Below are 22386 nucleotides of genomic sequence, written 5' to 3' on the forward strand. Positions count from 1 at the left end.
AGGCGATCCTTTATTAGGATCGCCTTTTTCTTTATTCCGTTATGTAAGCCCACTTATAGGAGTAAATTCCTGCGAATGGACGAACAACAACATCTTGTACAGTTGGACGTTCTAAGTAAACAAGTCCTGATTGGAAGATTGGAGCGATTGCGGCATCGTCTTCAACTAAAATCTTTTCAGCATCTTGAAACGCTTTCCATCTTGCTGGTAAGTCATTTACTAAAGAAGAGCCGGCCTTTTGAATCAATTCATCGTATTGTTCGTTTGAATAGTTCATTCTATTGAAGGAACCATCTGTTACAAACATGTCTAAAAATGTCATTGGATCTGGATAGTCAGCACCCCATGTAGAAAGTGAAATTTCAAAATCGCCGTTTCCTTCCCGGTCTAAGAACGCTTTTACTGGAAGAGGACTTAGTGTAATTTTTAAACCAGGTAAGTTTTTCTCTAGTTCACCTTTTAGGTATTCACTAATCTTTTTATCATTCGATTCATCAGTTGTTAAAATAGAAAGAGAAACATTTTGTATATTGGTTTCTTTTTTTGCTGCTTCCCATAGTTTTTTTGCTTCTTTCACATTTGTTTCAAGGTTTACATTACTCGTACTGCGAAAATCTTTATTGTTAGGCCCTTTTACAAATCCTTTTGGAATGAGGGCGTTTGCTGGAGAAGAGCCGTTGTTTAAAATCGTGTTTGCTACGCCTTTTTTATCAAATGCAAGAGAGATAGCTTTTCGAGCATTTTTATTTGCTAATAATTGATGTTTTTGATTGAATCGGAAAAAGGTCATAGAAGGTCGTGCTTTTTTCTTTAAACTTGGGTCTTTTTGATATTTATCTACGAACTCTGAATTAATAATGATACGGTCTACTTGTTTACTTTCAAATAAGTTAACAGCCGTTGAAGTATCTTTCACGATATTTACATTAATTTCATTTAATTTTACGTTTTTATTATCCCAGTAATTTGGGTTCTTTCTCATTTTATAGCTCACATCATGCTTCCATTCGTTTAAAACGAACGGTCCATTATAGACTGCATTCACGGCTTCAAGTCCATAATTTTTCCTTTGTGCTTCGACTACTTTTTGATTTTGAGGATAAAATGTTGCAAACCCCATTAAACCTAAAAAGTATGGTACAGGGTGCTCTAGTTTCACTTCAAGCGTCTTATCGTCGAGAGCTTTGACGCCTAATGAATCGATTGGTAGTTCTTTTTTATTAATTTTTTCAGCGTTTTTAATGTCGAACATAATGTGTGCATATTCAGAGCCAGTTTCAGGATTGACAGCGCGCTTCCATGCATACTCGAAATCATGTGCAGTTACAGGATCCCCATTTGACCATTTTGAGTCGTGAAGTTTAAATGTATATATTTTTCCATCTTCGCTTAATTTATAAGATTCAGCTGCACCTGGCACGGGTTTGTTATCAGGGCCAGGCATGTATAGTCCTTCCATCACATTATTTAATGCCGCATAAGAGAAGCCATCAGATGCAATCGATGAGTCAAGCGTGGAAATTTCCCCGGATTCTACAATATTTAGGACTTGCTTTGAAGCTATTTTTTTCTTTTCGGAGCTAGATGTCGTTTCTTGTTTTTGTCCACATGAGGATAAAAATACTGATAACGTGAGTGAGAGTGCAACTATCCCTTTTGTCTTTTTCTTCATAGTTTCCATCCTTTCCCTTCATCTGTATTTCAGTATATAAGAAGAGAAAGAAAATTTCTACAATTAATTCCTATAAAACCTATATAAATGCAATTGTTTGAGGCGCGAATATGAAATCGAAGTTGTGTTGCTGGAAAAAGAGATAAAACCATTATAGAATAGAAAATATTTAAAAATCAGAAATTATTACAGTAAGTGTAATGTTAATTAGTTATATCTTCTGTTTTTAGGAAAGGGGAGAGTGAAATATGCAGGCAGTTTCAAAGGGAAATACAGTAGCCTCACCTACGATTTATCGTATTTTATTTGCGATTAGTTTCGGTCATTTTTTAAATGACTCGATGCAGGCTGTTGTACCGGCACTGTTTCCTATTTTGGAAAAATCGATGAATTTATCCTATATGCAGGTAGGATGGATTGCATTTGCGTTAAATATGACGTCATCAATTATGCAGCCGGTATTTGGGATGTATTCAGATAAGAAGCCATCGCCATTTTTATTACCGCTGGGTATGTTTTCAAGTATGCTTGGAATGATTGGGCTTGCGTTTGCGCCAAACTTTATTATCGTTATTATTTCTGTTTTATTTATTGGATTAGGATCAGCTGTTTTTCATCCTGAAGGAGCACGTGTTGCTTATATGGCTGCTGGTGCAAAGCGGGGGTTAGCGCAATCCATTTATCAAGTAGGAGGGAATACAGGGAATTCTCTTGCACCGATTTTTACAGCGTTAATTTTTGTTCCGCTTGGCCAAATGGGAGCACTTGGATTTACAGGTTTTGCGGCAGTAGGCATTGTGTTATTAATTTTTGTTTCAAATTGGTACAAAAATGAGTTAATAAATGGTGCGGTGCGAAGAAAGAAACGAGCTGCACTTGAAGCTGAGAATGCAATTGTTAGTACGCATATTAAATTTGTAATTGTTCTTCTTGTTTTCTTAACCTTTGTTCGTTCTTGGTATGGAGCTGGCATTGGGAACTTCTATCAGTTTTATTTAATCGAGCATTACGGTTTATCTATTAAAAATGCACAGTACTTCGTATTTGCCTTTATGATTGCTGGGGTACTAGGTACATTCTTTGGTGGACCATTAGCAGATCGATTTGGTAAGAAAACTATTATTGTATTTTCAATGCTAGGTTCTGCACCGCTTGCACTTTTATTACCACATGTTTCTCTAGCGTGGGTTGTACCGTTATTTCTATGTATCGGTTTTATTAGCTCTAGTAGCTTTAGTGTTATTGTTGTGTATGCGCAGGAACTTGTTCCGGGAAAAGTTGGAATGGTGTCAGGGTTAATTGTGGGTCTTGCATTTGGCCTTGGAGCATTAGGAGCCGTTGTTCTTGGAAAATTAGCAGACGTGTATAGTTTGCAATTTATTATGGTATTATGTAGTTGTTTACCATTAATTGGACTTACGTCATGGTTACTGCCAAGCGATCGAAAATCATTATAGAATAGGGGATGCGCTATGAGACTATGTCACAACGTTACAGAATTAATTGGAGATACACCTGTCGTACGATTATCACGATTTGTTCCAGAAGATGCAGCAGACGTATATGTGAAACTTGAAATGTTTAATCCGTCTCGGAGTGTGAAAGACCGCGCTGCTTATAATTTAATCCATATGGCGGAGGAGCAAGGTCTTATTAAGCCAGGTGATACCATTATTGAGCCAACGAGCGGAAACACAGGAATTGGTTTAGCAATGAATGCAGCCGCGAAAGGATATAAAGCCATTTTAATTATGCCGGATAATATGTCAAAAGAACGGATTAATTTGCTTAAGGCATATGGGGCAGAAGTTGTTTTGACGCCGGCAGAACAAAGAATGCCAGGAGCAATTGCGAAGGCGGTAGAATTACAAAAACAAATACCAAACAGTTTTATTCCGCAGCAATTTGAAAACCCAGCAAACCCGAATATTCATCGCTATACAACAGCTCTTGAAATTTATGAACAAATGGATGGAGAGTTAGATGCGTTTGTAGCGACTGCTGGAACTGGTGGAACCATTACTGGCACAGGGGAAACATTGAAAGAGAAACTACCAAATTTATATATTGCGGTAGTGGAACCGAAAGGCTCTCCTGTGTTATCTGGTGGTGTGCCGGGGCCTCATAAACTAGTTGGAACAAGCCCAGGGTTTATTCCGAAAAACTTAAATACGGAAATATATAATGAAATCATTCAAATCGCGGATGAAGAAGCACTTAGTACAATGAGAAATCTAGCAAAGCAAGAGGGAATATTAGTAGGACCTTCTTCAGGTGCGTCAGTCTATGCCGCAATCATGATAGCGAAACGATTAGGTGCTGGTAAGAAAGTATTATGTATTGCACCTGATACAGGTGAACGATATTTGAGTATGGGGTTGTTTGAATAATATATATTGAGAGAGTATGCGTCGTGCATACTCTTTTTTGTAAGAAAAGGAAAATGGAAGTTTGATATAGAAATAATAAAATGAGGTGAAAGGAGAAAAAGAATGCAGTTAATAGAGAAAGCAATAGAAATGGCAGAGATTTATAAGCAAAATTCTAAAGTAGAAGCTATTATTTTAGCAGGGTCTGTAGCAAGAAAATTAGAGGACGAACATTCGGACATTGAGTTACATATTCTCTGGTCAGTTCCACCAGAGGATGAAGATCGTCAACATCCGATTCATAGTATTGATGGAACTATATTATCTTATCATCCGTATGAAGAGGAAGAATGGTCGGAAACGTATTTGACGAAAGAAGGAATTAAACTAGAAATCAGTAACTTTTTAACAGAGACAGTAGAAAGGTTTATTTCAGATGTTGTAGATCAATATGATATAAATTATGAGAAACAATGTATTACATCATCCGTTGCTGATGGTGTTAGTTTGTATGGAAAAATGAAAGTGAATGAGCTAAAAGATAGAGTTGCGATATATCCGGAAAAACTAACGAACCGAATGATTTCAGAAAACCTTTGGTTAAGTAACCGATGGCATAATCGCGAGGCACTTTTGAAACGAAACGATTGGCTTATGCTTTATGATGTCATTTGTGAGGTCCAAAGAGATTTATTTGGCGTTTTATTCGGTTTAAATAAAATATATGTGCATCATCCATCTTTTAAGTGGATGTCTTACAATACTGAAAGAATGAATATGAAACCTACAAATTTATATGAGCGGATGACGAATATATTGATTGGGAATCCAGAGCATAGCGTGCGAGAATTGGAGATATTAGTCCAAGAAGTATTGGAATTAGTTCGTACATATGCTCCTGAATGCAATATTGCCGAACAACAAAAGCGTATTCAGTATGCAAAATAAAAAATAAGAGATGTAACTATTCGTAAAGTTACATCTCTTATTTTTATTTTATGAACTTTCCTAGTACAGGTAATCGTTGAATACGATCACCGAGAATGTGCGAAGCAAGGCCACTTGTTAATACGAATAAAAGGTAGACAATTCCTCCAACCGCGCCGCAAATGATAACGATTAATAGTGATTCGATATAAGGTTGTCCAGGGATGAGCCATCCGATAATCGCTTTTAATCCCATTACGACAGCGGACATTGCTGCAGAGTAAATTGTAATAAGAAATACTGTTTTAGCTGTTTCTGCAATATCAAATTTTGCAAACTTGACGATGCAATATAGCATAATGATATCAGAAACGAGATATCCAAGAATAGTTCCAAGCACCGCCCCATGTCCACCTAATAAGTATAGAAGTGGCGTATTCACTACAACTTTTACAAGAATACCAACGGAGAAGGCAATCATTGTTTTTCGCTGATAATCAATCCCTTGTAAAATAGCTGCAGAAACAGTGAAAATTGCACTTAATACAGCAGATGGTGCATAAGAAATTAAATATTGAGATCCGCCTAAAGCTGTATCGGGGCTCATATACACCATGCGGAATGCATCGTATGCGATGCTAGCGAGTCCGAATGCAGCAGGGATTGTAAAGAATAATAAAACTTGGAAAATCTTTGTGATTTGTTCTTGTAATTCCTCTAGCTTTCCGCTTGTAAATGATTTTGTTATCGCTGGAATAATCGTAAGTGAAAATCCAGTCGCGAGTGAAGCGGGAATCATGATTAATTTTTGAGCATAGTTCGTTATATAAGCAAAAATTGCGTTTGCTGTTTCAAGCGGTGTTCCAATTGCTCTTAGTGCATCAGCAACTGTATATTGATCCACTAAAGTATAAAGTGGAATGGCAATCCCTACGAAAACAATTGGGATTGCGTAACGAAGTAGCTCCATGTAAATGTTTTTTAATGAAACGTTTGAAGACCTTGTTTTTAGTTCGCCTGTAGGTGGTTTTAAATGATTATATTTTTTCCAATACATGATTAAAATGGAGATACTAGCAATTGCTCCAATAACCGCTCCAAATGTAGCAACTGCAACGGAAGAAGCAACAGACCCACCTAGTAATTTTGAAACGATAAAACTACCAACTAAAATGAAAACGACACGTGCAATCTGTTCTACAACTTGAGAAACAGCACTTGGTTTCATATGTTGAAATCCTTGGAAATATCCACGTGTGACACTCATCGCTGGGACAATAATGAGCGCAAAACTTAGTGCTCGCATTGTAAGTGTTACATCAGCGATAAACCCCGGATCCGGGGTTTTTGAACGAATAATAAACTGAGATACATAAGGAGCTCCGATAAATAAGATTAAAAATCCGGCGAACCCCATAAGCATCATGATTTTTACACTAGAATTATATAGTTTTTTACTTGTATTATAGTCACCCAGTGCATTATACTTAGCAACAAATTTCGATACAGCAATTGGAATACCAGCTGTTGAAAAACTAAGTAAGATACCATACCAAGAATATGCATATGCATATAATGCAACCCCTTGTTCACCAACTAAAAGTTGAAAAGGGAAGAAGTATATAAAACCTAAAATACGCGAAATCATTGTGGCACCGCTTAGTAAAGCAGTCCCTTTTAAAACTTTTGAAGTAGACAAAACCTTTCCTCCTACTCGTACTCTGTTACAATCATCCTATATTACTATAAACCTGTCAGTGTATTTAATAAAGTATAAAACGTAAGTGGTGCAATAGTATTCATAGAAAAGTCATATTTTGAATTTTTATAGTGAAAAAATAAGATTGTGATACATAAATATTCAAAAAACTAGTTGACACTATTTTTAATGTGTGATAAAAATGATAGTAATCAATTCGGAAAACATATAGTTGAGCAATGAAAGGGTAAAGTAGTGAAAATCTCCCTATGTCAGAGAGCTGATGGTTGGTGTGAATCAGTATATAGATTATTCATGAAGTTCGTCCTGGAGCATCTTTCATAAATCTCACATTGTGAGGAAATGAAAGACGGTAGTGTATACCGTTATCAAATAAAGTGGTGAAGAATTTTTTCACAACTAGGGTGGTACCGCGATATATATCGTCCCTACGTTTTTACGTAGGGGCGTTTTTTATTTTAGGGTTATTCTTGTTGTATCTTCATAACTAGGGTGGTACCGCGATATTTTATCGTCCCTACGTTTTACGTAGGGACGTTTTTTATTTCGGTGGTTTCTTAGTATTCTTCACAACTAGGGTGGTACCGCGATATTTTCATCGTCCCTACGTTTTGTAGGGGCGATTTTTTATTTTTGAAAGGAAGTGGTTGTATTAGAAAGGGAAGAGGCTAGAACAATACGATTAAGAATGAAATGTAATAAAAGGAAAAAATAGAAGAAGAGAGGAGATAAAAAGATGAATTCACAGCAATGGACATCGAAATTAGGTTTCGTTTTAGCTGCAGCAGGTTCAGCAATTGGTCTTGGCGCAATTTGGAAGTTCCCATATATGGCCGGTATTGGAGGGGGCGGTGCGTTCTTTCTTATTTTCATCGGTTTTACTTTACTGATTGGTTTACCTTTATTATTAGCAGAATTTGTGATTGGAAGAAGTACACAAAAAGAGGCTGTTGATGCGTATAGAGAAATTGCTCCGAAAACATTATGGCCGTGGCTTGGTAAATTAGGAATTGTAACATGTTTCATATTACTTTCTTTCTACAGTGTTGTCGGAGGATGGATTTTATTATATTTATGGAATGCAATTACAGGGAGACTATGGGAAGGAAATGGTGCATATGAAGCAACATTTGGTGAAATCATTTCCAATCCATATTTAGCAGTTGGATCACAGCTATTATTTATTCTTATTACTATTTTTATCGTAAGTAAAGGCGTACAAAACGGTGTGGAAAAGGTAAATAAATACTTTATGCCAGCACTATTTGTTTTATTCTTTGTATTAATTGTTCGTGCACTTACATTAGATGGAGCAGGAGAAGGGGTACGATTCTTCTTACAGCCGGATTTCTCACATGTCACGTCTGAGATTGTTTTATACGCGATGGGACAATCGTTCTTCTCGTTATCTGTCGGGGTAGCAGTAATGGTAACGTATAGTTCGTACTTACCGAAAGAAGAAAGCTTACCGCGTTCCGCATTTTCAATTGTTGCTTTGACACTCGTTATTACATTGCTTGCTGGACTTGCAATTTTCCCGGTTGTATTTGCATTTGGAATGGAGCCGTCTCAAGGACCAGGATTACTATTTATCGTATTGCCAGCTATTTTTAGCAAAATGGCATTCGGAAAACTATTCTTCATTGTTTTCTTATTACTATTCTTCTTTGCGACTATAACATCAGCAATTTCTATGTTAGAAATTAGCGTTGCTTCTTTAACAACAAAAGGTAAAGGGAAACGCGAAAAAATGGCATTGATTGTTGGATTATTAATTTTTGTTGTTGGGATTCCATCGGCACTATCATATGGTGTGTTAAGTGATATGAAACTGTTTGGAAAAACCATTTTTGATTTAGCAGACTTTGCAGTAAGTAACGTTCTGATGCCGCTTGGCGTATTATTAGTTGCAATCTTCGTGCCGTTAAAAATGAAGAAGGATGTATTAATAAAAGAACTGGGAGTAAGTAAAAACAAAGGATATAAACTATTTGTATTGTGGTTGTTTTTACTGCGCTATGTAGCACCAATCGCCATTATTATCGTATTTTTAGATGTGATTGGAATTATATAAAGTGAAACTTTAATCAGTGGGGATTTTCTTCATCCCCCACTGATTATCAGCCCGCACCAATCGGGCTTTTACGGGCGGTTGATCCTCCACCTAACTTCTTTGCTTTCGCTAAATTTTGAGGTGGGGGGGCTTACTGCCCGTTAATGCGGGATAAAAAGAAATAGAAAAGGCTCTAACATATGTTAGGGCCTTTTTATTGAATGGATAATTTTAAATTATCTTTTCTGCAATTCATTTACTGTAACAAATTGATATCCTTTTTTAGATAAAGAATCTAAAATATCTTCAATAGTTTGTAAGGCATTACCTGAATCATCATACATAGAATGTAACAAAATGATAGAACCTGGTTTTACATTGTTGTTTACATAGTCTACTTTATCAGAAGTAGAAACATAATAAGTATCAGGTTCAATATCCCATGTAATTGTTTCGATGTGCTGCTTGTTTAAATAATAGGGTAGACCAATTAATTTTTTCCCATTTGGTGGCCGAAAATCAATTTGATCTGTATAACCTGTTTTACGAATGAGTGTATTGGTCTTTTCAATTTCATCTTTAATAAAAGAAGGTGTTTTGAGAACCATTCGGTTATGAGAGTACGTATGATTTCCAAGTTGATGTCCGGACTGTACGATAGTTTGTCCTAATTGTAAGTTTTTCTCTAATTCATTTCCAATTACAAAAAAAGTAGCTTTAGCATTATATTTATCTAAGAGTGGTAATATTTGTTCTACATTTTTTGTAGGCCCATCATCAAAAGTCAGAGCAACGACTTTCTGATTTGTTTCTACTCGATTTGTTAATTCACCAAATAATTGATACGATCGTGAATTCATGAGTTTATAGGCTCCGAATAGTAAGATAAGAAGAGTGATTAGTATAATTAATGAAGTAATGATTCTTTTTTTCATAAAGCGACCTCACAATATTTTTCATTTTCATTCGTATGTATTATATCAAAAAGAATAAATTGCTGCTTGTTTAAAAATCATTAGGATGCAAGAAAGAAAAAGTTGTCATATAATAAGAATCAAAAGGTATATTAGGAGGTGTTGATATGGCGATTACAATACAATTGCCAGACACTGCAGCGTCTCATGCAAAGCCAAGTATGAAAATGGCGATACTTTGCGTGAGGTAGACAAGTAATATACAATCGCCAAAATGAGCTCGTATCATTTCTTTTATATTTGGCTTTGCACCTTATTGAAATGAACCATAAAAAATAAGGGGCGAGCAGAAATGAAATACGTAAAAGCAGCGGCTGTTTTACCGGAAAACTTAATTATAGAAATTCAAAAGTATGTGCAAGGTGAAACAATCTATATTCCAAAACAGGAAAATACACATTATAAATGGGGTACACGATCTGGAGGAAGAAAGCAACTTGATGAGCGGAATCGAGCGATTAAATATGCATTTAAAAGCGGAGTATCTATTCATCAATTAGCTGAAGAATATTTTCTTTCGAGTGAAACAATTAAAAAAATAGTGTATTCTAAATAAAAATGACGTAAGCACTGATTATTTCATATGAAATAATCAGTGCTTTTTATGTAAACTTTGTTTCTAAATTATTTTCTGCATTTTATAAAATGAATTCATTGTATAAAATAATAAGAGATTAACAATTTATATGGAGTGATAACAATGGAAGCGTTTATTAGAAGTGATCAATATAATTTTATAAAATCACAAGCTCATATTCTAGCGAATGGGCATGCAACAGCAAATGATAGAGGTGTTATTGCTGCTCTAAAGTCTCTTGCGATAGAAAAAGTGTTACATGTTTTTGAAAATCTTACTGTTGAACAAAAAGAATTAATTGATACGATTTTGACGGTTGAAAATAGAGAGGATGCGGAAGCATTTTTATTCAAGTTAAATCCGTATGTCATTCCGTTTCAGGAAGTTACGCAGCAAATGTTAAAAAAATTATTTCCTAAGGCTAAAAAATTGAAGCTTCCTGAAATGGAAGCAATAAATATGAAAGAAATGTCGTATCTAGGTTGGATTGATAAAGGAACGGGCAGAAAGTTTATTATAGCAAGAAATAAGAATAAGTTTGTTGGCTTGCAAGGAACGTTCCAAAGTATAAATAAAAAAGGCATTTGTGCATTGTGCCATGGGCATGAAGAAGTAGGTATGTTTCTAGTTGAAATAAAAGGGGATGTACCAGGTACTTTTGTTAAAAAAGGAAATTATATTTGTCAAGATAGTATAGCGTGTAATCAGAATATGAAATCGCTTGATAAATTAGATGATTTTATTGAGCGATTGAGAAAATAACTTATTGCGAAAGAGGTAAATATAGAAACAAAATATGATTGTAATTCAAATGAAAGAAGAATCCATGGTGAATTCTTCTTTTTATTATGTTCGAAAAGGTATACCTCTATTATGATGGGTTATAACACTATGAAAAACGCATCTATGTAATAAAGAGCCTTTTACAGATGTTACAACAATCATCTAACAATGATTACCTGGGACTAAATTAAAATTTATAATATTTAGATGTATAATGATTGTAGTGCAAATCAATTTATTTATTCCTCACTACATGAAAAAGGGCTGTAAAGCAGAAAAAAGGAATCCATAACGGGTTCCTTTTTTCTGTTTATAAAATATAACGGCAGTGGATTCGTTAACTCTAATGAAATGTAAGCTTAGGAGAAAACTTAGCACGCATGAAATCAATATGACTACAAATGAAGTAAAAGAGTACTTAGACATTAGTCACTTCACTTTTTATCATATAGGTCATGCTCAAATTCCAATAAAATAAAATTTATGTATAAATTTCCAATATAAAAAAATAATACAAATACTGAATTGAAAACGAAAAAAAATTAGGTGAATACAATGTCTGCAACCCAAGAGAATCGAGAAGCAAAAAGTATTAAAGGTGATGAACAAATTCAAACAAATAACTTACAAGATCAAAAAGATAGAATGAAGCAAATTTTTGATCACAGTGCGGATCTCATTGAGCATCCTTTAACATTAAAAACAGACACCAATGTAGTGATATATTATTTTGAAGGCTTAACAGACGGTATAGCATTAAGAGATAATGTTATTACACCTTTATTAAAGCATGTTCATGAAACCATACAAGTATTCGATTCTCATGTCATTGCTGCCTATACAAAAATAGTGTATACATGGGATGAAGTTGTCGAAGGCTTATTAGAAGGACAAAGTGTACTGTTTATGGAGGGAGAAAAGAGAGCGTTAATCATTAATACAAAAGGATGGGCAGAAAGATCTATTCAAGAACCTTTGTCAGAGGCTACAATTAAAGGCTCTCATGATGGGTTTATTGAAAATGCTTCAAAAAATATGGGGTTGATTCGAAGATATATTTCGTCCACTCAATTGAAAATCAAAAAGTTAACGGTAGGAGAGCGAGCAGCAACTTCTGTATATTTGATTTACTTAGGAGATGTAGCTAATGAGAGTGTTATTCAAGAGGCAGAGAGCAGAATATCTAAGATTAAAACGGATACCATCTTAAGTATTGGAGAGTTATCCAATTTTACAAAGGAGCAAAATTGGACCCCGTTTCCAGAAGCTTATTTAAGTGAACGTCCAGATGCTATTGCGCATCATATACTTGATGGAAAAGTAGCTGTGTTAATTGATCGTTCTCCTAGTGTAATGATTATTCCTATGAATTTAATTGGATTCTTTCAGACTCCAGATGATTACAATATGAATTGGTTGGTTGCTTCATTTTTACGTTTATTACGTTTTGTAGGATTTTGTATAGCGATGTTTTTACCTGCTATTTATATAGCGATGGTTTCATTTCATTTTGAAGTAGTTCCTTTAGATTTATACATGTCTATTGCGACATCGAGAATTAAAGTTCCTTTCTCCCCTTTAATGGAGGCCTTTATTATGGAACTTACATTAGAAATGCTTCGTGAAGCTGGAATTCGGTTACCTCAGCCTATCGGACAAACTATTGGGATTGTTGGAGGGATTGTAATTGGACAAGCTGCTGTTCAGGCAGGCCTTGTGAGTAATGTTATGGTAATTATCGTATCTATTACTGCTATTGCATCATTTATAATATCCAATTATGATTTAGCAAACTGTATTCGTCTCATACGATTTCCTATGATGCTACTTGCCTATTTTTATGGAATTGTGGGGATTGTGAGTGGATTGATGATCTTATTAGCACATTTTGTTACATTAACCTCTTATGGCACACCGTACGGGATTCCAATTGCTCCATTTCGTCTACAAGATTTAAAAGATGCTTTCGTACGATTTCCTATTCCTATGCTCACAATGCGCTCTAGTACAGGTCAACCAAAACAAAAAAAGAGGAAAGATGTTGAATCGAAAAAAGGTGATCCCGATGAGGAATAGCGTTATTAGAAACCTAACATTATTCGAATATATTGTGTTTATTCACTCACTACAAATAGCATCTGGTGTGTTAACAATGCCAAGCCCAATTGCAAATATCGCAGGAACAGATGGATGGGTTTCTATAGTTTTAGGTTGGATAATTTCCTCAATAATTGGAATACTGATTGTTTCAATCTTTCAAACAAATCCTAATATGAATTTTTTTCAAATTCTTAGACGTTACTTTGGCAAATGGTTAGGGACATTACTTATTATTTTATATGCGTTTTATTTATTTTTTGCTGGATTTAATACGATACTAAAAACAATCGAGGTTGTGAAAATATGGATTTTCCCTTCTACTCCTTCTTATCAAATTGCCATTTTATTATTAATTCCGTTTTATATTTTGGCATGGAATGGAATACAAGCAATTACTAGGTATTCTATAATTGTGTTCTTTTTCACTGCTTGGATGCCGTTAGTATTTATCTTTGCATTAAAACATAATTTTCATCCTTTACACCTTTTACCCGTTTTAAAAGATGGGATATATCCTGTTTTACAAGCTGTAAAAGAAACGGTTACCCCTTACGCTGGATTAGAAATTGTATACTTTATATATCCGCTTTTACAAAAAAAAGAGAAAGCCCAAATAGGTATTGTTATAGCTAATACAGGAACCATGCTTTTATACTTATATGTTACTCTTTTTTGCTATGTCTACTTTAGTCCAGAAGGTGTAAAAGAAATTATCTGGCCAGTCTTTCAATTATTAAAGGGTATTCGTTTTTCTTTTTTAGAACGCTTAGAAATCATTTATATTGCCTACTATTTAATTGTATTTTCTACTACCGTATATCCTTATTTGTTTTTCAGTATATACTCTGTCACGAATGTGTTTAAAAGACTTTCACGCAATTGGAGTATTATTAGTTTCATCTTTTTTATTATCTTAATATTTATGTTTTTTAATCCAGACGTTAACCAACTTTTATTCATTTATTCTTTTATGGATAATTTAAATAGTACTTTTTTTATTTTATTTCCAGTGTTCTTTTTTATTTACATCACTCTTATTAACTGGGTTACTAGGAGGAAACAGCTATGATTCGCAGAGGGATATGGATTATGATTTGTTGTATATATTTAATTGGTTGTAGTCAAAGAATACCATTAGAAAAGGCTACTTTAATTTTATTAATTGCACTGGATAGAACTTCTAACGGCGAAATGATGGTGGGAACAAGTATACCACTTTTTCATCATGAAAAACAAAGAAATACGGTTGAGTATTTGGTCAAGGCATCATCTGTGTATAATGGATTTAGCAAAATTAGTACGAAACTAACAGGCTATGTTACATCGTCTAAAGCTGAGGTTATTTTAATTGGGAAAAAGTTTGCTCAAAAGGAGAATTGGATGAAGGAACTGGATTCCTCTTCTCGTGACCCTTACAGTACACTTAATGCTAAAGTGGTGCTTGTTGATGGTTCAATAGAACAAATCTTTAACATTAAAAGGCCAGATAAACCACCTCTTCCTACTTATGTAAATGATGTAATAGAATCTTCTATTCAAAATAATGAATCTGTCTCTTCTACAATCCAACAATTAATAAGAGAAAAAAATGAACAAGGAATGACTCAAACGGTTCCAATAATTAAAAGAAAAAACAACGAAATAGATACAATAGGAATAGCCTTTTTAGACCATCAAGGAAAGTATGTAACGGAGTTTTCTAAAAAAGATGTGGGATTCTTTAATCTTATAAATAACAATAAAAATAAAGGGCGTATGATATTACATCTTTTCCTTGATCCTTTACAAAACAAGCAACAGCCTAATGTTTCTGTGTTAGTGCAAGGTGCAAAACGAAAAATAAATGTTGACTATCACAAAGGAAAATTCGTATTCAATATCGATATATATATGAATGTAGCCCTTATAGAGAAAATCAATGAAAAACTTATAAAACATTCTAACAAACATAAACAAGAAGTTATAAAATTAGAGGACGCAATGAAACAAAAACTCGATAAAGAGTTGATGAGTATGTTTCGTCATATGCAAAAGAATGAAATCGATCCGATTGGTTTGTCTTTATACGCTAGAGCATATCAATATAAAGAATGGAAAAAAGTAAAAGAAAATTGGCCTCATGTTTTATCTGAGGCTCAAATACATGTAAATACACATATCAAAATTCATAATACAGGAACTACTAGAGAGTAGAGTGAAAATGACCAAAAAATATGTATTTATAGGAATTGTGAATTCTTTCTTATAAATGCATTATAGTCCAATGAACTGAAGCATCTCTGTTTTTGGTGCAAAAAATACTGTCATTGTATACACAAAAAATATTTATAAATAAAGAACGTGGTCAGTATGAAAAAGTAAAATCTATTCAAGTAGAAATATTAACAACCTAATGTTATGTTGTTAATAGTAAAATAGTACCTACAGTACACTTTGAATTTCTATAATTCGGTGGAAAGATGGGGAAAAGAGGATTTACCATTGCTCATACAACGATTATATGTTGGATTCATCAATATCCAAAATTAACCGAACAGATTCGAAAACATTGGAAGTAAATGAATGATTTCTGTCTTCACCACGGTCTAGAAGAGCAAGTGCAAGTGTAATTACTTTTGAAATAGTTTGAAGGGTAAAGAGTGCTTGGGAGTTACCGGTATGGATATAATTTGTCTCTTTATGATGGATAGAAATCCCTAAATCATCTTTAGTTATAATCCTAAATGTTATAGACTCTGTCATAAAAACTATTTTTCGTCCTTTTTATGCTGTAAGGCATGGGCTATTCAAATTTGCATAGATAGAATGGACAAAGGTAAGGAATGCTTAATGGATAATACTTCACTTTCTACTTGGCATGATTTTTGCATGTATAAAAGAAAAATAATCTTGCTTTATATTAAGAATTTTCTTTTGGATGTAAAAATCATGTTTATAAAGGGGAAATAAGGAATGAAATATCCACTAACGCCAGATGTAAAACCAGAGTTTTGTACGACAGGTACATTTATGAGATTATCATCAAGTAATGAGCAAGCAAAGGTTGCTATTTTAGGAATGCCCTTTGATACTGCTGCTTCTTTTCGTGTTGGTGCGCGTTTTGCTCCGCAAGCTATTCGTCAAGCATCTATGACACTGTTTCCATATCATCCAATTCATCATGTGTACCCGTTTGATGATACAAATGCGATTGATATTGGGGATGTTTCTGTTATCCCACATAATATTCATCGCAGCTATGATTTAATTGAAGAAGCTGTTTTTGGATTAATGAAGCAAGGGATTATTCCAATAGGGCTTGGTGGAGATCATTCAGTTACATTAGCAAGTCTTCGTGCAGCAGCAAAAGTTCATGGCCCAGTTGCAATGATTCATTTTGACTCACATACAGATACATGGGATACATATTATGAAGAAAAATATTGGCATGGTTCACCATTTATACGTGCGCATGAGGAGGGATTGCTACAACCAGACAAAGTATTCCAAATTGGAATTCGAGGAACATTGAATCACCCTGGTGATATAGAAGCTAGTAATGATTTGGGATATAACGTCATTACAACAGCCGAATTATGTGATCGTGGTTTTGAAAGCGTTCTTCAGCAAATGAGAGAAACGATTGGTGATACGCCATGTTTCTTAACGTTTGATATTGATTTTGTAGATCCATCTTGTGCGCCTGGTACTGGGACGTTAGAGGTGGGAGGATTTAATAGTCGAGAGACGTTAAATATGGTGCGTTCATTAAGTGGTTTTAATTATATTGGTTTCGACTTAGTAGAAGTATTACCGCCATATGATCAAGCGCAAATCACATCTCTTTTAGCTGCAACACTTGTGCATGATTTTGCTAGTTTAATCGCGTTGCAGTTGAAAAATGAAATGAAATAAGTAAGAAGTTAATTATTATACTGAAATACAAAAAGGCCGATGAAACAATTTTTCATCGGCCTTAAAGGTGTCCATGTATTATTTCTGTTGCCAATTTTCCTTAATAAAATCTTCACGACCAGACTCTTTACGTTCTTGAGCATATTTCTCAGGATTCTTTTTATAAAAATGTTGATGGTATTCTTCTGCTTCATAGAAAGGAGCCGCCGGCCGAATTTCTGTTACGATTGGAGCTTTAAACATACCGCTTTCTGCTAGTGTTTGCTTTGATTTTTCAGCTAGCTCTTTTTGACTTTCATTGTGGTAAAAAATAGCTGTGCGATAAGATGGACCGCGGTCAAAAAATTGTCCACCATCATCAGTTGGATCAATTTGTGGCCAATATAAATCTAGTAATTTTTGATAAGGGAAAATAGAAGGATCGAATGTAATTTGAACAACTTCTAAATGTCCAGATGTTCCAGATTTTACTTGTTCGTATGTTGGGTTTGGGATGTGGCCGCCAGCATAGCCTGAAACAACTTTTTGAATGCCTGGAAGTTCATCAAATGGTTTTACCATGCACCAAAAGCAGCCGCCTGCAAAGGTTGCGAGTTCGTATGTTTTTTCTGTCATTGCTGTAATCCTCCTAAATAGATATGTTTTATCTAGTATTATATAAATTATTTTATTGCGCAATAAAAAAGATTTGAAACTATATGTTTTTTTATAAGCAAGAACCACCGCTCACATCAATTAATTGACCAGTAACCCAACGGCTGTCAGGGGAAGCAAGAAATGCAGCGGTATCTGCAATATCTTCTACTTCTCCTAAACGGCCGAAAGCAGAGATTTCAGTTGCATATCGTTTCATCATTGGATCACTTAAGAGTTCAGCATTCATATCTGTTTTAATAAAGCCTGGTAGTATCGCATTAACTGTTACCCCTCTTGCTCCAAGCTGCTTTGCTAGCGTGAAAGTCATTGTATTAATTGCACCTTTTGTCATGCTGTAGGCAACGAAATCGGGTAAAGAAATTCGTGTTGCAGCAGATGAAATGTTAATAATACGCCCTTTATCACGTAATCGAGGTAATGCTTGCTGTATTAAGAAGAATGGTGCTTTGGCATTTACGGAAATGATTCTATCGAAAAAATCTTCAGTTGTTTCTTCGATGAAAGCTCCAGGACCAATTCCGGCGTTGTTTATTAAAATATCAAAATGAGTCTCACCAGTACGGTTTTGTAATTCAGAATCTAAAGATTTGTAAAGAGATTCTACACCATGCAATGATTCAAGATTTGCCCCAATAGAAAAAGCTGAACCGCCATCCGCTTGAATTTCCTGCACTGTTTCTTCCGCGTCACTTTTACGATTTCCATAATGAACAGCAACTAATGCTCCGTCACTTGCTAAACGTTTTGCAATAGCACGTCCAATTCCACGGCTTGCTCCAGTAACTAATGCGATTTTTCCTTTTAACATATTCACATCATCTCCTTAATAATTTTACATATGTATGAAGCTGTCTTTTCTTATGTGAATAGACAAGCCTTAAGTAATATATGAGTGTTTGATTGAGATTTATTCCTTTTTTTTGTTTTGATAAAAAATATCTAGCTTAAAATGTTCGGATTATAATTTAAAATATAAATTTTCGAAAAACATGTTGACAATGAAAAGAACAAAGTCCTATAATACGTGTAACAACTTAAAAGTTAATTAAGAATTTTCTAACTTTTATATATGGTATGTGCAAAGAAGAGGAAAGTAGATGATTATGAAAGTTTCAGAGAGCTACCCCGTGGCTGTGAGGGTGGCAACGATCGAATCATTGAAGATCACCTCGGAGCATCGCTTGCGAAAGGGAAACTGAGTAGAGAGCGGCGGTATCGTCTCCGGTAAATGGACGAGGGTCTGACAGGACCTATAGAGCTTATATTTCGTGAGAAGTATAAGGAAGCTGAGTGGTAACGCGAAACTCTCGCCTCAGCAATCAAAGCTACTATGATGTAGTGATTGATTGCTGAGGCGAGAGTTTTTACTTTAGAAAAGAGAATAGAAGAATGCAAAGAAGAGGAGAGTAAACGATATAAATTGTTTCAGAGAGCTGCCCCTTGGCTGAGAGGGTGGTAACAATTGTATCGGTTGAAGATCACCTCAGAGCACTGCCTTCGAAAAAACTGAGTAGAAAGCAGCGGAGTTGTTCACGATAAAAGAACAAAAGTCTAATAGGACTTACAGAGCTTGTATTTCGCGAGAAGTATAAGAAAGCTGAGTGGTACCACGATTCCCTCGTCTCAGCAATGGATTGCTACACGTTTGTAGAAAATCGATTGCTGAGGCGAGGATATTTTTATAGTTAATTTACAGAAGATTTAGATAAAATATATTCTTCTCAGCAATCGATAAAAAATATGGGTTGCACATAAAGAGATAAAAAAGAGGAGCGATGTAGGATGGGAAACCAGTATATCTATATGAATGGGGAATTAGTAGAAAAAGAAAAGGCTGTTGTATCTGTTTACGATCATGGTTTTTTATATGGAGACGGCGTATTTGAGGGGATTCGTAGCTACGGCGGAAATGTATTTTGCTTAAAAGAGCATTTAAAGCGTTTATATGAATCTGCGAAATCGATTTTACTAACGATCCCGATGACAATCGCAGAGATGGAGCAAGCGGTTTTACAGACACTACAGAAAAATGAATATGCAGATGCATATATTAGATTAATTGTTTCAAGAGGAAAAGGGGATTTAGGACTGGATCCAAGAAGCTGTACGAAACCAAGTGTCATCATCATTGCTGAACAATTAAAGTTGTTCCCGCAAGAATTTTATGATAACGGTCTTAGCGTTGTATCTGTTGCGTCTCGCCGAAATATGCCAGATGCACTGGATCCACGTATTAAGTCGATGAATTATTTAAATAACGTATTAGTAAAGATTGAAGCAGCACAAGCAGGTGTGCTAGAAGCGCTTATGTTAAATCAGCAAGGGTATGTTTGTGAAGGATCAGGAGATAATGTGTTCGTTGTGAAAGATGGAAAAGTAGTAACGCCACCTGCATATTTAGGGGCTCTTGAAGGGATTACAAGAAATAGTGTCATTGAACTTTGTGAACGGCTAAATATTCCTTGTGAAGAAAGACCATTTACTCGTCACGATGTATATGTAGCAGATGAAGTATTTTTAACAGGAACTGCAGCGGAATTAATTCCAGTTGTAAAAGTGGATTCAAGAGAAATCGGAAATGGAAAACCAGGAGAAGTAACAAAACAGTTAACGGAAGAATTTAAAAAGTTAACGAGAGAGCGAGGAGTGCGCGTTCCGGGACTAGCAGAAAGCTTAGCTTAACAAACAGGGGAAGGAGTTAGTGAAATGGTAAAGCAACATGCAGTGTGTGATGAAGCATATCGCGGAGAAGTAAAAAAAGTAACAGGTGCCGGACATGTGATTCAATGTTTAAAGAAATTAGGTGTCACAACAGTGTTTGGCTATCCGGGCGGAGCTATTTTACCAGTTTACGACGCACTGTATGGCAGTGGCTTAAAACATGTATTAACACGTCATGAACAAGCTGCAATTCATGGTGCAGAAGGATATGCGAGAGCTTCTGGGGAGGTCGGGGTAGTATTTGCTACCTCCGGACCAGGAGCTACAAACTTAGTTACTGGTTTAGCAGATGCGTATATGGATTCGATTCCTTTAGTCGTAATTACCGGTCAAGTAGCGACACCTCTCATTGGAAAAGATGGATTTCAAGAAGCGGATGTTGTGGGAATTACAATGCCGGTTACAAAACATAATTACCAAGTACGAGATGTAAATCAGCTATCACGTATATTGCAAGAGGCATATTATATTGCTAAAAGCGGACGGCCAGGCCCAGTATTAATTGATATTCCAAAGGATGTTCAAAATTCTATTGTAACGAACTTTTTCGAAGGGGAAGTTCAAATTCCAGGTTATAAGCCACGGATCGAACCAGACAAGATGCAGCTGGAGAGTGTGGCGAAGGCAATTTCAAAAGCGAATCGCCCACTACTATATATCGGCGGCGGTGTCATTCATGCAGGTGCATCCGAAGAGCTTCTAATATTTGCAAGAGAGAACAGGATTCCAGTTGTTTCGACTTTAATGGGACTCGGCGCTTATCCGCCGGGAGATCCACTGTTTTTAGGAATGCTCGGTATGCATGGGACGTATGCTGCAAATATGGCAGTAACGGAATGTGATTTGCTTCTTGCATTTGGAGTTCGTTTCGATGACCGAGTCACAGGAAAGCTAGAGTTATTTTCACCTCATTCGAAAAAGGTACATATCGATATTGATCCGGCTGAACTTCATAAAAATATAACGGTAGAATACCCGGTTGTAGGGGATGTGAAGCGGTCGTTACACATGCTAAGAAATATGAGAGTGGAGTGTCAAACTGATGCATGGGTAGAGAGAGTAAGAGCGTGGCAAGAAGAATACCCACTTTCATATGAACAGAATGAATCAAAATTAAAGCCGCAGCACGTGATTCATTTAGTAAGTGAATTAACAAATGGTGAAGCAATTGTGACCACAGAAGTTGGGCAGCATCAAATGTGGGCAGCGCATTTTTATAAGGCGAAGAAACCTCGAACATTTCTTACATCTGGTGGACTAGGAACGATGGGATTTGGATTTCCTGCAGCAATCGGTGCTCAGCTTGCCTTTGAGGATAAGTCAGTTGTCTGTATTGCAGGAGATGCTTCATTTCAAATGAACATTCAAGAATTGCAAACAATTGCTGAAAATAATATTCCAGTGAAAGTTTTTATTATCAATAACAAATTTTTAGGCATGGTACGGCAATGGCAAGAGATGTTCTATGAAAATCGCTTATCTGAATCACAGATTGGGTCACCTGATTTTGTAAAAGTAGCAGAAGCATACGGAGTAAAAGGTTTGCGTGCTACAAATCCGATTGAAGCGAAACAAGTCATGTTAGAAGCATTTTGTCATCAAGGACCCGTTGTTGTTGATTTTTGTGTAGAGGAGGGCGAAAACGTATTTCCGATGGTTCCTCCTAATAAAGGGAATCATGAAATGATTATGAAGAGGTGGGAAGAATGAGTCATACTTTTTCTCTCGTTGTCAATAATGATCCTGGTGTTTTACTAAGAGTAAGTGGGATATTTGCCCGGCGTGGCTATAATATTTCTTCTTTAGACTTAAATGAAAGAGAAACAAGAGATGTTTCGGAAATGAAACTTACAGCAGTTTGTACCGAAAATGAAGCAACGCTGCTCGTAAATCAGTTAAAAAAGTTAATTGATGTATTGCAAGTAAATAAATTATAAGG

The 22386-nt window shown here is 35.5% G+C and carries 18 protein-coding genes, 1 pseudogene and 3 other annotated features; of the genes and pseudogenes, 13 read left to right on the plus strand and 6 right to left on the minus strand.

Annotated elements, in window-relative coordinates; translation table 11 throughout:
* Positions 1–31: 31 nt before the first annotated feature.
* On the minus strand, positions 32–1672 hold the full coding sequence (locus J4P91_RS02910) for a peptide ABC transporter substrate-binding protein (protein ID WP_207992877.1): 1641 nt from the start codon (positions 1670–1672) through the stop codon (positions 32–34).
* A gap of 248 nt (positions 1673–1920) precedes the next feature.
* Here J4P91_RS02910 and J4P91_RS02915 point away from each other — a divergent pair, with 248 nt between their 5' ends.
* From J4P91_RS02915 to J4P91_RS02925, 3 genes are all read left to right on the plus strand, one after another.
* The gene (locus J4P91_RS02915) at positions 1921–3129 is read left to right on the plus strand and encodes an MFS transporter (protein ID WP_207992878.1); all 1209 of its coding nucleotides are present in this window, start codon (positions 1921–1923) and stop codon (positions 3127–3129) included.
* 15 nt (positions 3130–3144) lie between these two features.
* Complete coding sequence (cysK, locus tag J4P91_RS02920; RefSeq protein ID WP_207992879.1) at positions 3145–4062, plus strand: cysteine synthase A; 918 nt, start codon at positions 3145–3147, stop codon at positions 4060–4062.
* Positions 4063–4164: 102 nt separating this feature from the next.
* The gene (locus J4P91_RS02925) at positions 4165–4989 is read left to right on the plus strand and encodes a DUF4037 domain-containing protein (RefSeq protein ID WP_207992880.1); all 825 of its coding nucleotides are present in this window, start codon (positions 4165–4167) and stop codon (positions 4987–4989) included.
* Positions 4990–5032: 43 nt separating this feature from the next.
* On the opposite strand, the gene J4P91_RS02930 is transcribed toward J4P91_RS02925, so the two are convergent.
* Positions 5033–6667, minus strand: a complete 1635-nt coding sequence (locus J4P91_RS02930) for a putative polysaccharide biosynthesis protein (RefSeq protein ID WP_207992881.1) — start codon at positions 6665–6667, stop codon at positions 5033–5035.
* A gap of 230 nt (positions 6668–6897) precedes the next feature.
* Positions 6898–7121: a binding site (T-box leader), on the plus strand.
* Positions 7122–7424: 303 nt separating this feature from the next.
* On the opposite strand from J4P91_RS02930, the gene J4P91_RS02935 reads away from it, so the two are divergent.
* On the plus strand, positions 7425–8762 hold the full coding sequence (locus J4P91_RS02935; protein WP_207992882.1) for a sodium-dependent transporter: 1338 nt from the start codon (positions 7425–7427) through the stop codon (positions 8760–8762).
* A gap of 215 nt (positions 8763–8977) precedes the next feature.
* On the opposite strand, the gene J4P91_RS02940 is transcribed toward J4P91_RS02935, so the two are convergent.
* The gene (locus J4P91_RS02940) at positions 8978–9676 is read right to left on the minus strand and encodes a polysaccharide deacetylase family protein (RefSeq protein WP_017152304.1); all 699 of its coding nucleotides are present in this window, start codon (positions 9674–9676) and stop codon (positions 8978–8980) included.
* 331 nt (positions 9677–10007) lie between these two features.
* Between J4P91_RS02940 and J4P91_RS02945 the strand changes: the two genes are divergently transcribed.
* From J4P91_RS02945 to J4P91_RS02965, 5 genes are all read left to right on the plus strand, one after another.
* Complete coding sequence (locus J4P91_RS02945) at positions 10008–10271, plus strand: CD3324 family protein (RefSeq protein WP_017152303.1); 264 nt, start codon at positions 10008–10010, stop codon at positions 10269–10271.
* Between the two features lie 144 nt (positions 10272–10415).
* A complete protein-coding gene (locus tag J4P91_RS02950) occupies positions 10416–11054 on the plus strand; it encodes a FusB/FusC family EF-G-binding protein (protein WP_207992883.1) in 639 nt (212 codons plus the stop codon).
* A gap of 576 nt (positions 11055–11630) precedes the next feature.
* Positions 11631–13151 carry a spore germination protein gene (locus J4P91_RS02955; protein ID WP_207992884.1) on the plus strand — a complete coding sequence of 507 codons (1521 nt, stop codon included), beginning with the start codon at positions 11631–11633 and terminating at the stop codon, positions 13149–13151.
* On the plus strand, positions 13141–14244 hold the full coding sequence (locus J4P91_RS02960) for a GerAB/ArcD/ProY family transporter (protein WP_207992885.1): 1104 nt from the start codon (positions 13141–13143) through the stop codon (positions 14242–14244). The genes J4P91_RS02955 and J4P91_RS02960 overlap by 11 nt, the downstream gene beginning before the upstream one ends.
* Positions 14241–15368, plus strand: coding sequence for a Ger(x)C family spore germination protein (locus J4P91_RS02965; RefSeq protein WP_207992886.1), 1128 nt, complete (start codon positions 14241–14243; stop codon positions 15366–15368). The genes J4P91_RS02960 and J4P91_RS02965 overlap by 4 nt, the downstream gene beginning before the upstream one ends.
* 378 nt (positions 15369–15746) lie before the next feature.
* Here J4P91_RS02965 and J4P91_RS02970 read toward each other — a convergent pair.
* Positions 15747–15881, minus strand: a pseudogene (locus J4P91_RS02970) (glutaminase); the annotation flags it as partial.
* 246 nt (positions 15882–16127) lie between these two features.
* On the opposite strand from J4P91_RS02970, the gene speB reads away from it, so the two are divergent.
* Positions 16128–17069, plus strand: a complete 942-nt coding sequence (gene speB, locus J4P91_RS02975) for an agmatinase (protein WP_207992887.1) — start codon at positions 16128–16130, stop codon at positions 17067–17069.
* 78 nt (positions 17070–17147) lie between these two features.
* Here speB and msrA read toward each other — a convergent pair whose 3' ends face one another.
* Positions 17148–17684, minus strand: a complete 537-nt coding sequence (msrA, locus tag J4P91_RS02980) for a peptide-methionine (S)-S-oxide reductase MsrA (RefSeq protein ID WP_207992888.1) — start codon at positions 17682–17684, stop codon at positions 17148–17150.
* Positions 17685–17775: 91 nt separating this feature from the next.
* Positions 17776–18534, minus strand: a complete 759-nt coding sequence (locus J4P91_RS02985) for an SDR family oxidoreductase (protein ID WP_207992889.1) — start codon at positions 18532–18534, stop codon at positions 17776–17778.
* A 264-nt stretch (positions 18535–18798) separates the two neighbouring features.
* Positions 18799–19044: a binding site (T-box leader), on the plus strand.
* A gap of 67 nt (positions 19045–19111) precedes the next feature.
* Positions 19112–19355, plus strand: a binding site (T-box leader).
* Between the two features lie 153 nt (positions 19356–19508).
* Between J4P91_RS02985 and ilvE the strand changes: the two genes are divergently transcribed.
* Genes ilvE through J4P91_RS03000 form a run of 3 tightly spaced genes read left to right on the plus strand, consistent with a single transcriptional unit; the run spans position 19509 to position 22384 of the window.
* A complete protein-coding gene (gene ilvE, locus J4P91_RS02990) occupies positions 19509–20408 on the plus strand; it encodes a branched-chain-amino-acid transaminase (RefSeq protein WP_207992890.1) in 900 nt (299 codons plus the stop codon).
* Between the two features lie 24 nt (positions 20409–20432).
* Positions 20433–22157, plus strand: a complete 1725-nt coding sequence (gene ilvB, locus J4P91_RS02995) for an acetolactate synthase large subunit (protein WP_207992891.1) — start codon at positions 20433–20435, stop codon at positions 22155–22157.
* Positions 22154–22384 (plus strand): ACT domain-containing protein, encoded by a 231-nt coding sequence (locus J4P91_RS03000; RefSeq protein WP_017152296.1) that lies wholly within the window; start codon positions 22154–22156, stop codon positions 22382–22384. The genes ilvB and J4P91_RS03000 overlap by 4 nt, the downstream gene beginning before the upstream one ends.
* Positions 22385–22386: the final 2 nt, after the last annotated feature.

It is taken from the genome of Bacillus sp. XF8 (assembly GCF_017498755.1).
In the GTDB taxonomy this organism is placed as follows: Bacteria; Bacillota; Bacilli; order Bacillales; family Bacillaceae_G; genus Bacillus_A; species Bacillus_A bingmayongensis.

Bases quoted from the DNA above. Each gene is read 5' to 3' on its own strand.
- J4P91_RS02965 (WP_207992886.1), top strand. From the start codon at position 14,241: ATGATTCGCAGAGGGATATGGATTATGATTTGTTGTATATATTTAATT.
- J4P91_RS02935 (WP_207992882.1), top strand. From the start codon at position 7,425: ATGAATTCACAGCAATGGACATCGAAATTAGGTTTCGTTTTAGCTGCA.
- cysK (WP_207992879.1), top strand. From the start codon at position 3,145: ATGAGACTATGTCACAACGTTACAGAATTAATTGGAGATACACCTGTC.
- J4P91_RS02985 (WP_207992889.1), bottom strand. From the start codon at position 18,534: ATGTTAAAAGGAAAAATCGCATTAGTTACTGGAGCAAGCCGTGGAATT.
- msrA (WP_207992888.1), bottom strand. From the start codon at position 17,684: ATGACAGAAAAAACATACGAACTCGCAACCTTTGCAGGCGGCTGCTTT.
- J4P91_RS02950 (WP_207992883.1), top strand. From the start codon at position 10,416: ATGGAAGCGTTTATTAGAAGTGATCAATATAATTTTATAAAATCACAA.
- J4P91_RS02940 (WP_017152304.1), bottom strand. From the start codon at position 9,676: ATGAAAAAAAGAATCATTACTTCATTAATTATACTAATCACTCTTCTT.
- ilvB (WP_207992891.1), top strand. From the start codon at position 20,433: ATGGTAAAGCAACATGCAGTGTGTGATGAAGCATATCGCGGAGAAGTA.
- J4P91_RS02945 (WP_017152303.1), top strand. From the start codon at position 10,008: ATGAAATACGTAAAAGCAGCGGCTGTTTTACCGGAAAACTTAATTATA.
- speB (WP_207992887.1), top strand. From the start codon at position 16,128: ATGAAATATCCACTAACGCCAGATGTAAAACCAGAGTTTTGTACGACA.
- J4P91_RS03000 (WP_017152296.1), top strand. From the start codon at position 22,154: ATGAGTCATACTTTTTCTCTCGTTGTCAATAATGATCCTGGTGTTTTA.
- J4P91_RS02960 (WP_207992885.1), top strand. From the start codon at position 13,141: ATGAGGAATAGCGTTATTAGAAACCTAACATTATTCGAATATATTGTG.
- ilvE (WP_207992890.1), top strand. From the start codon at position 19,509: ATGGGAAACCAGTATATCTATATGAATGGGGAATTAGTAGAAAAAGAA.
- J4P91_RS02910 (WP_207992877.1), bottom strand. From the start codon at position 1,672: ATGAAGAAAAAGACAAAAGGGATAGTTGCACTCTCACTCACGTTATCA.
- J4P91_RS02925 (WP_207992880.1), top strand. From the start codon at position 4,165: ATGCAGTTAATAGAGAAAGCAATAGAAATGGCAGAGATTTATAAGCAA.
- J4P91_RS02915 (WP_207992878.1), top strand. From the start codon at position 1,921: ATGCAGGCAGTTTCAAAGGGAAATACAGTAGCCTCACCTACGATTTAT.
- J4P91_RS02955 (WP_207992884.1), top strand. From the start codon at position 11,631: ATGTCTGCAACCCAAGAGAATCGAGAAGCAAAAAGTATTAAAGGTGAT.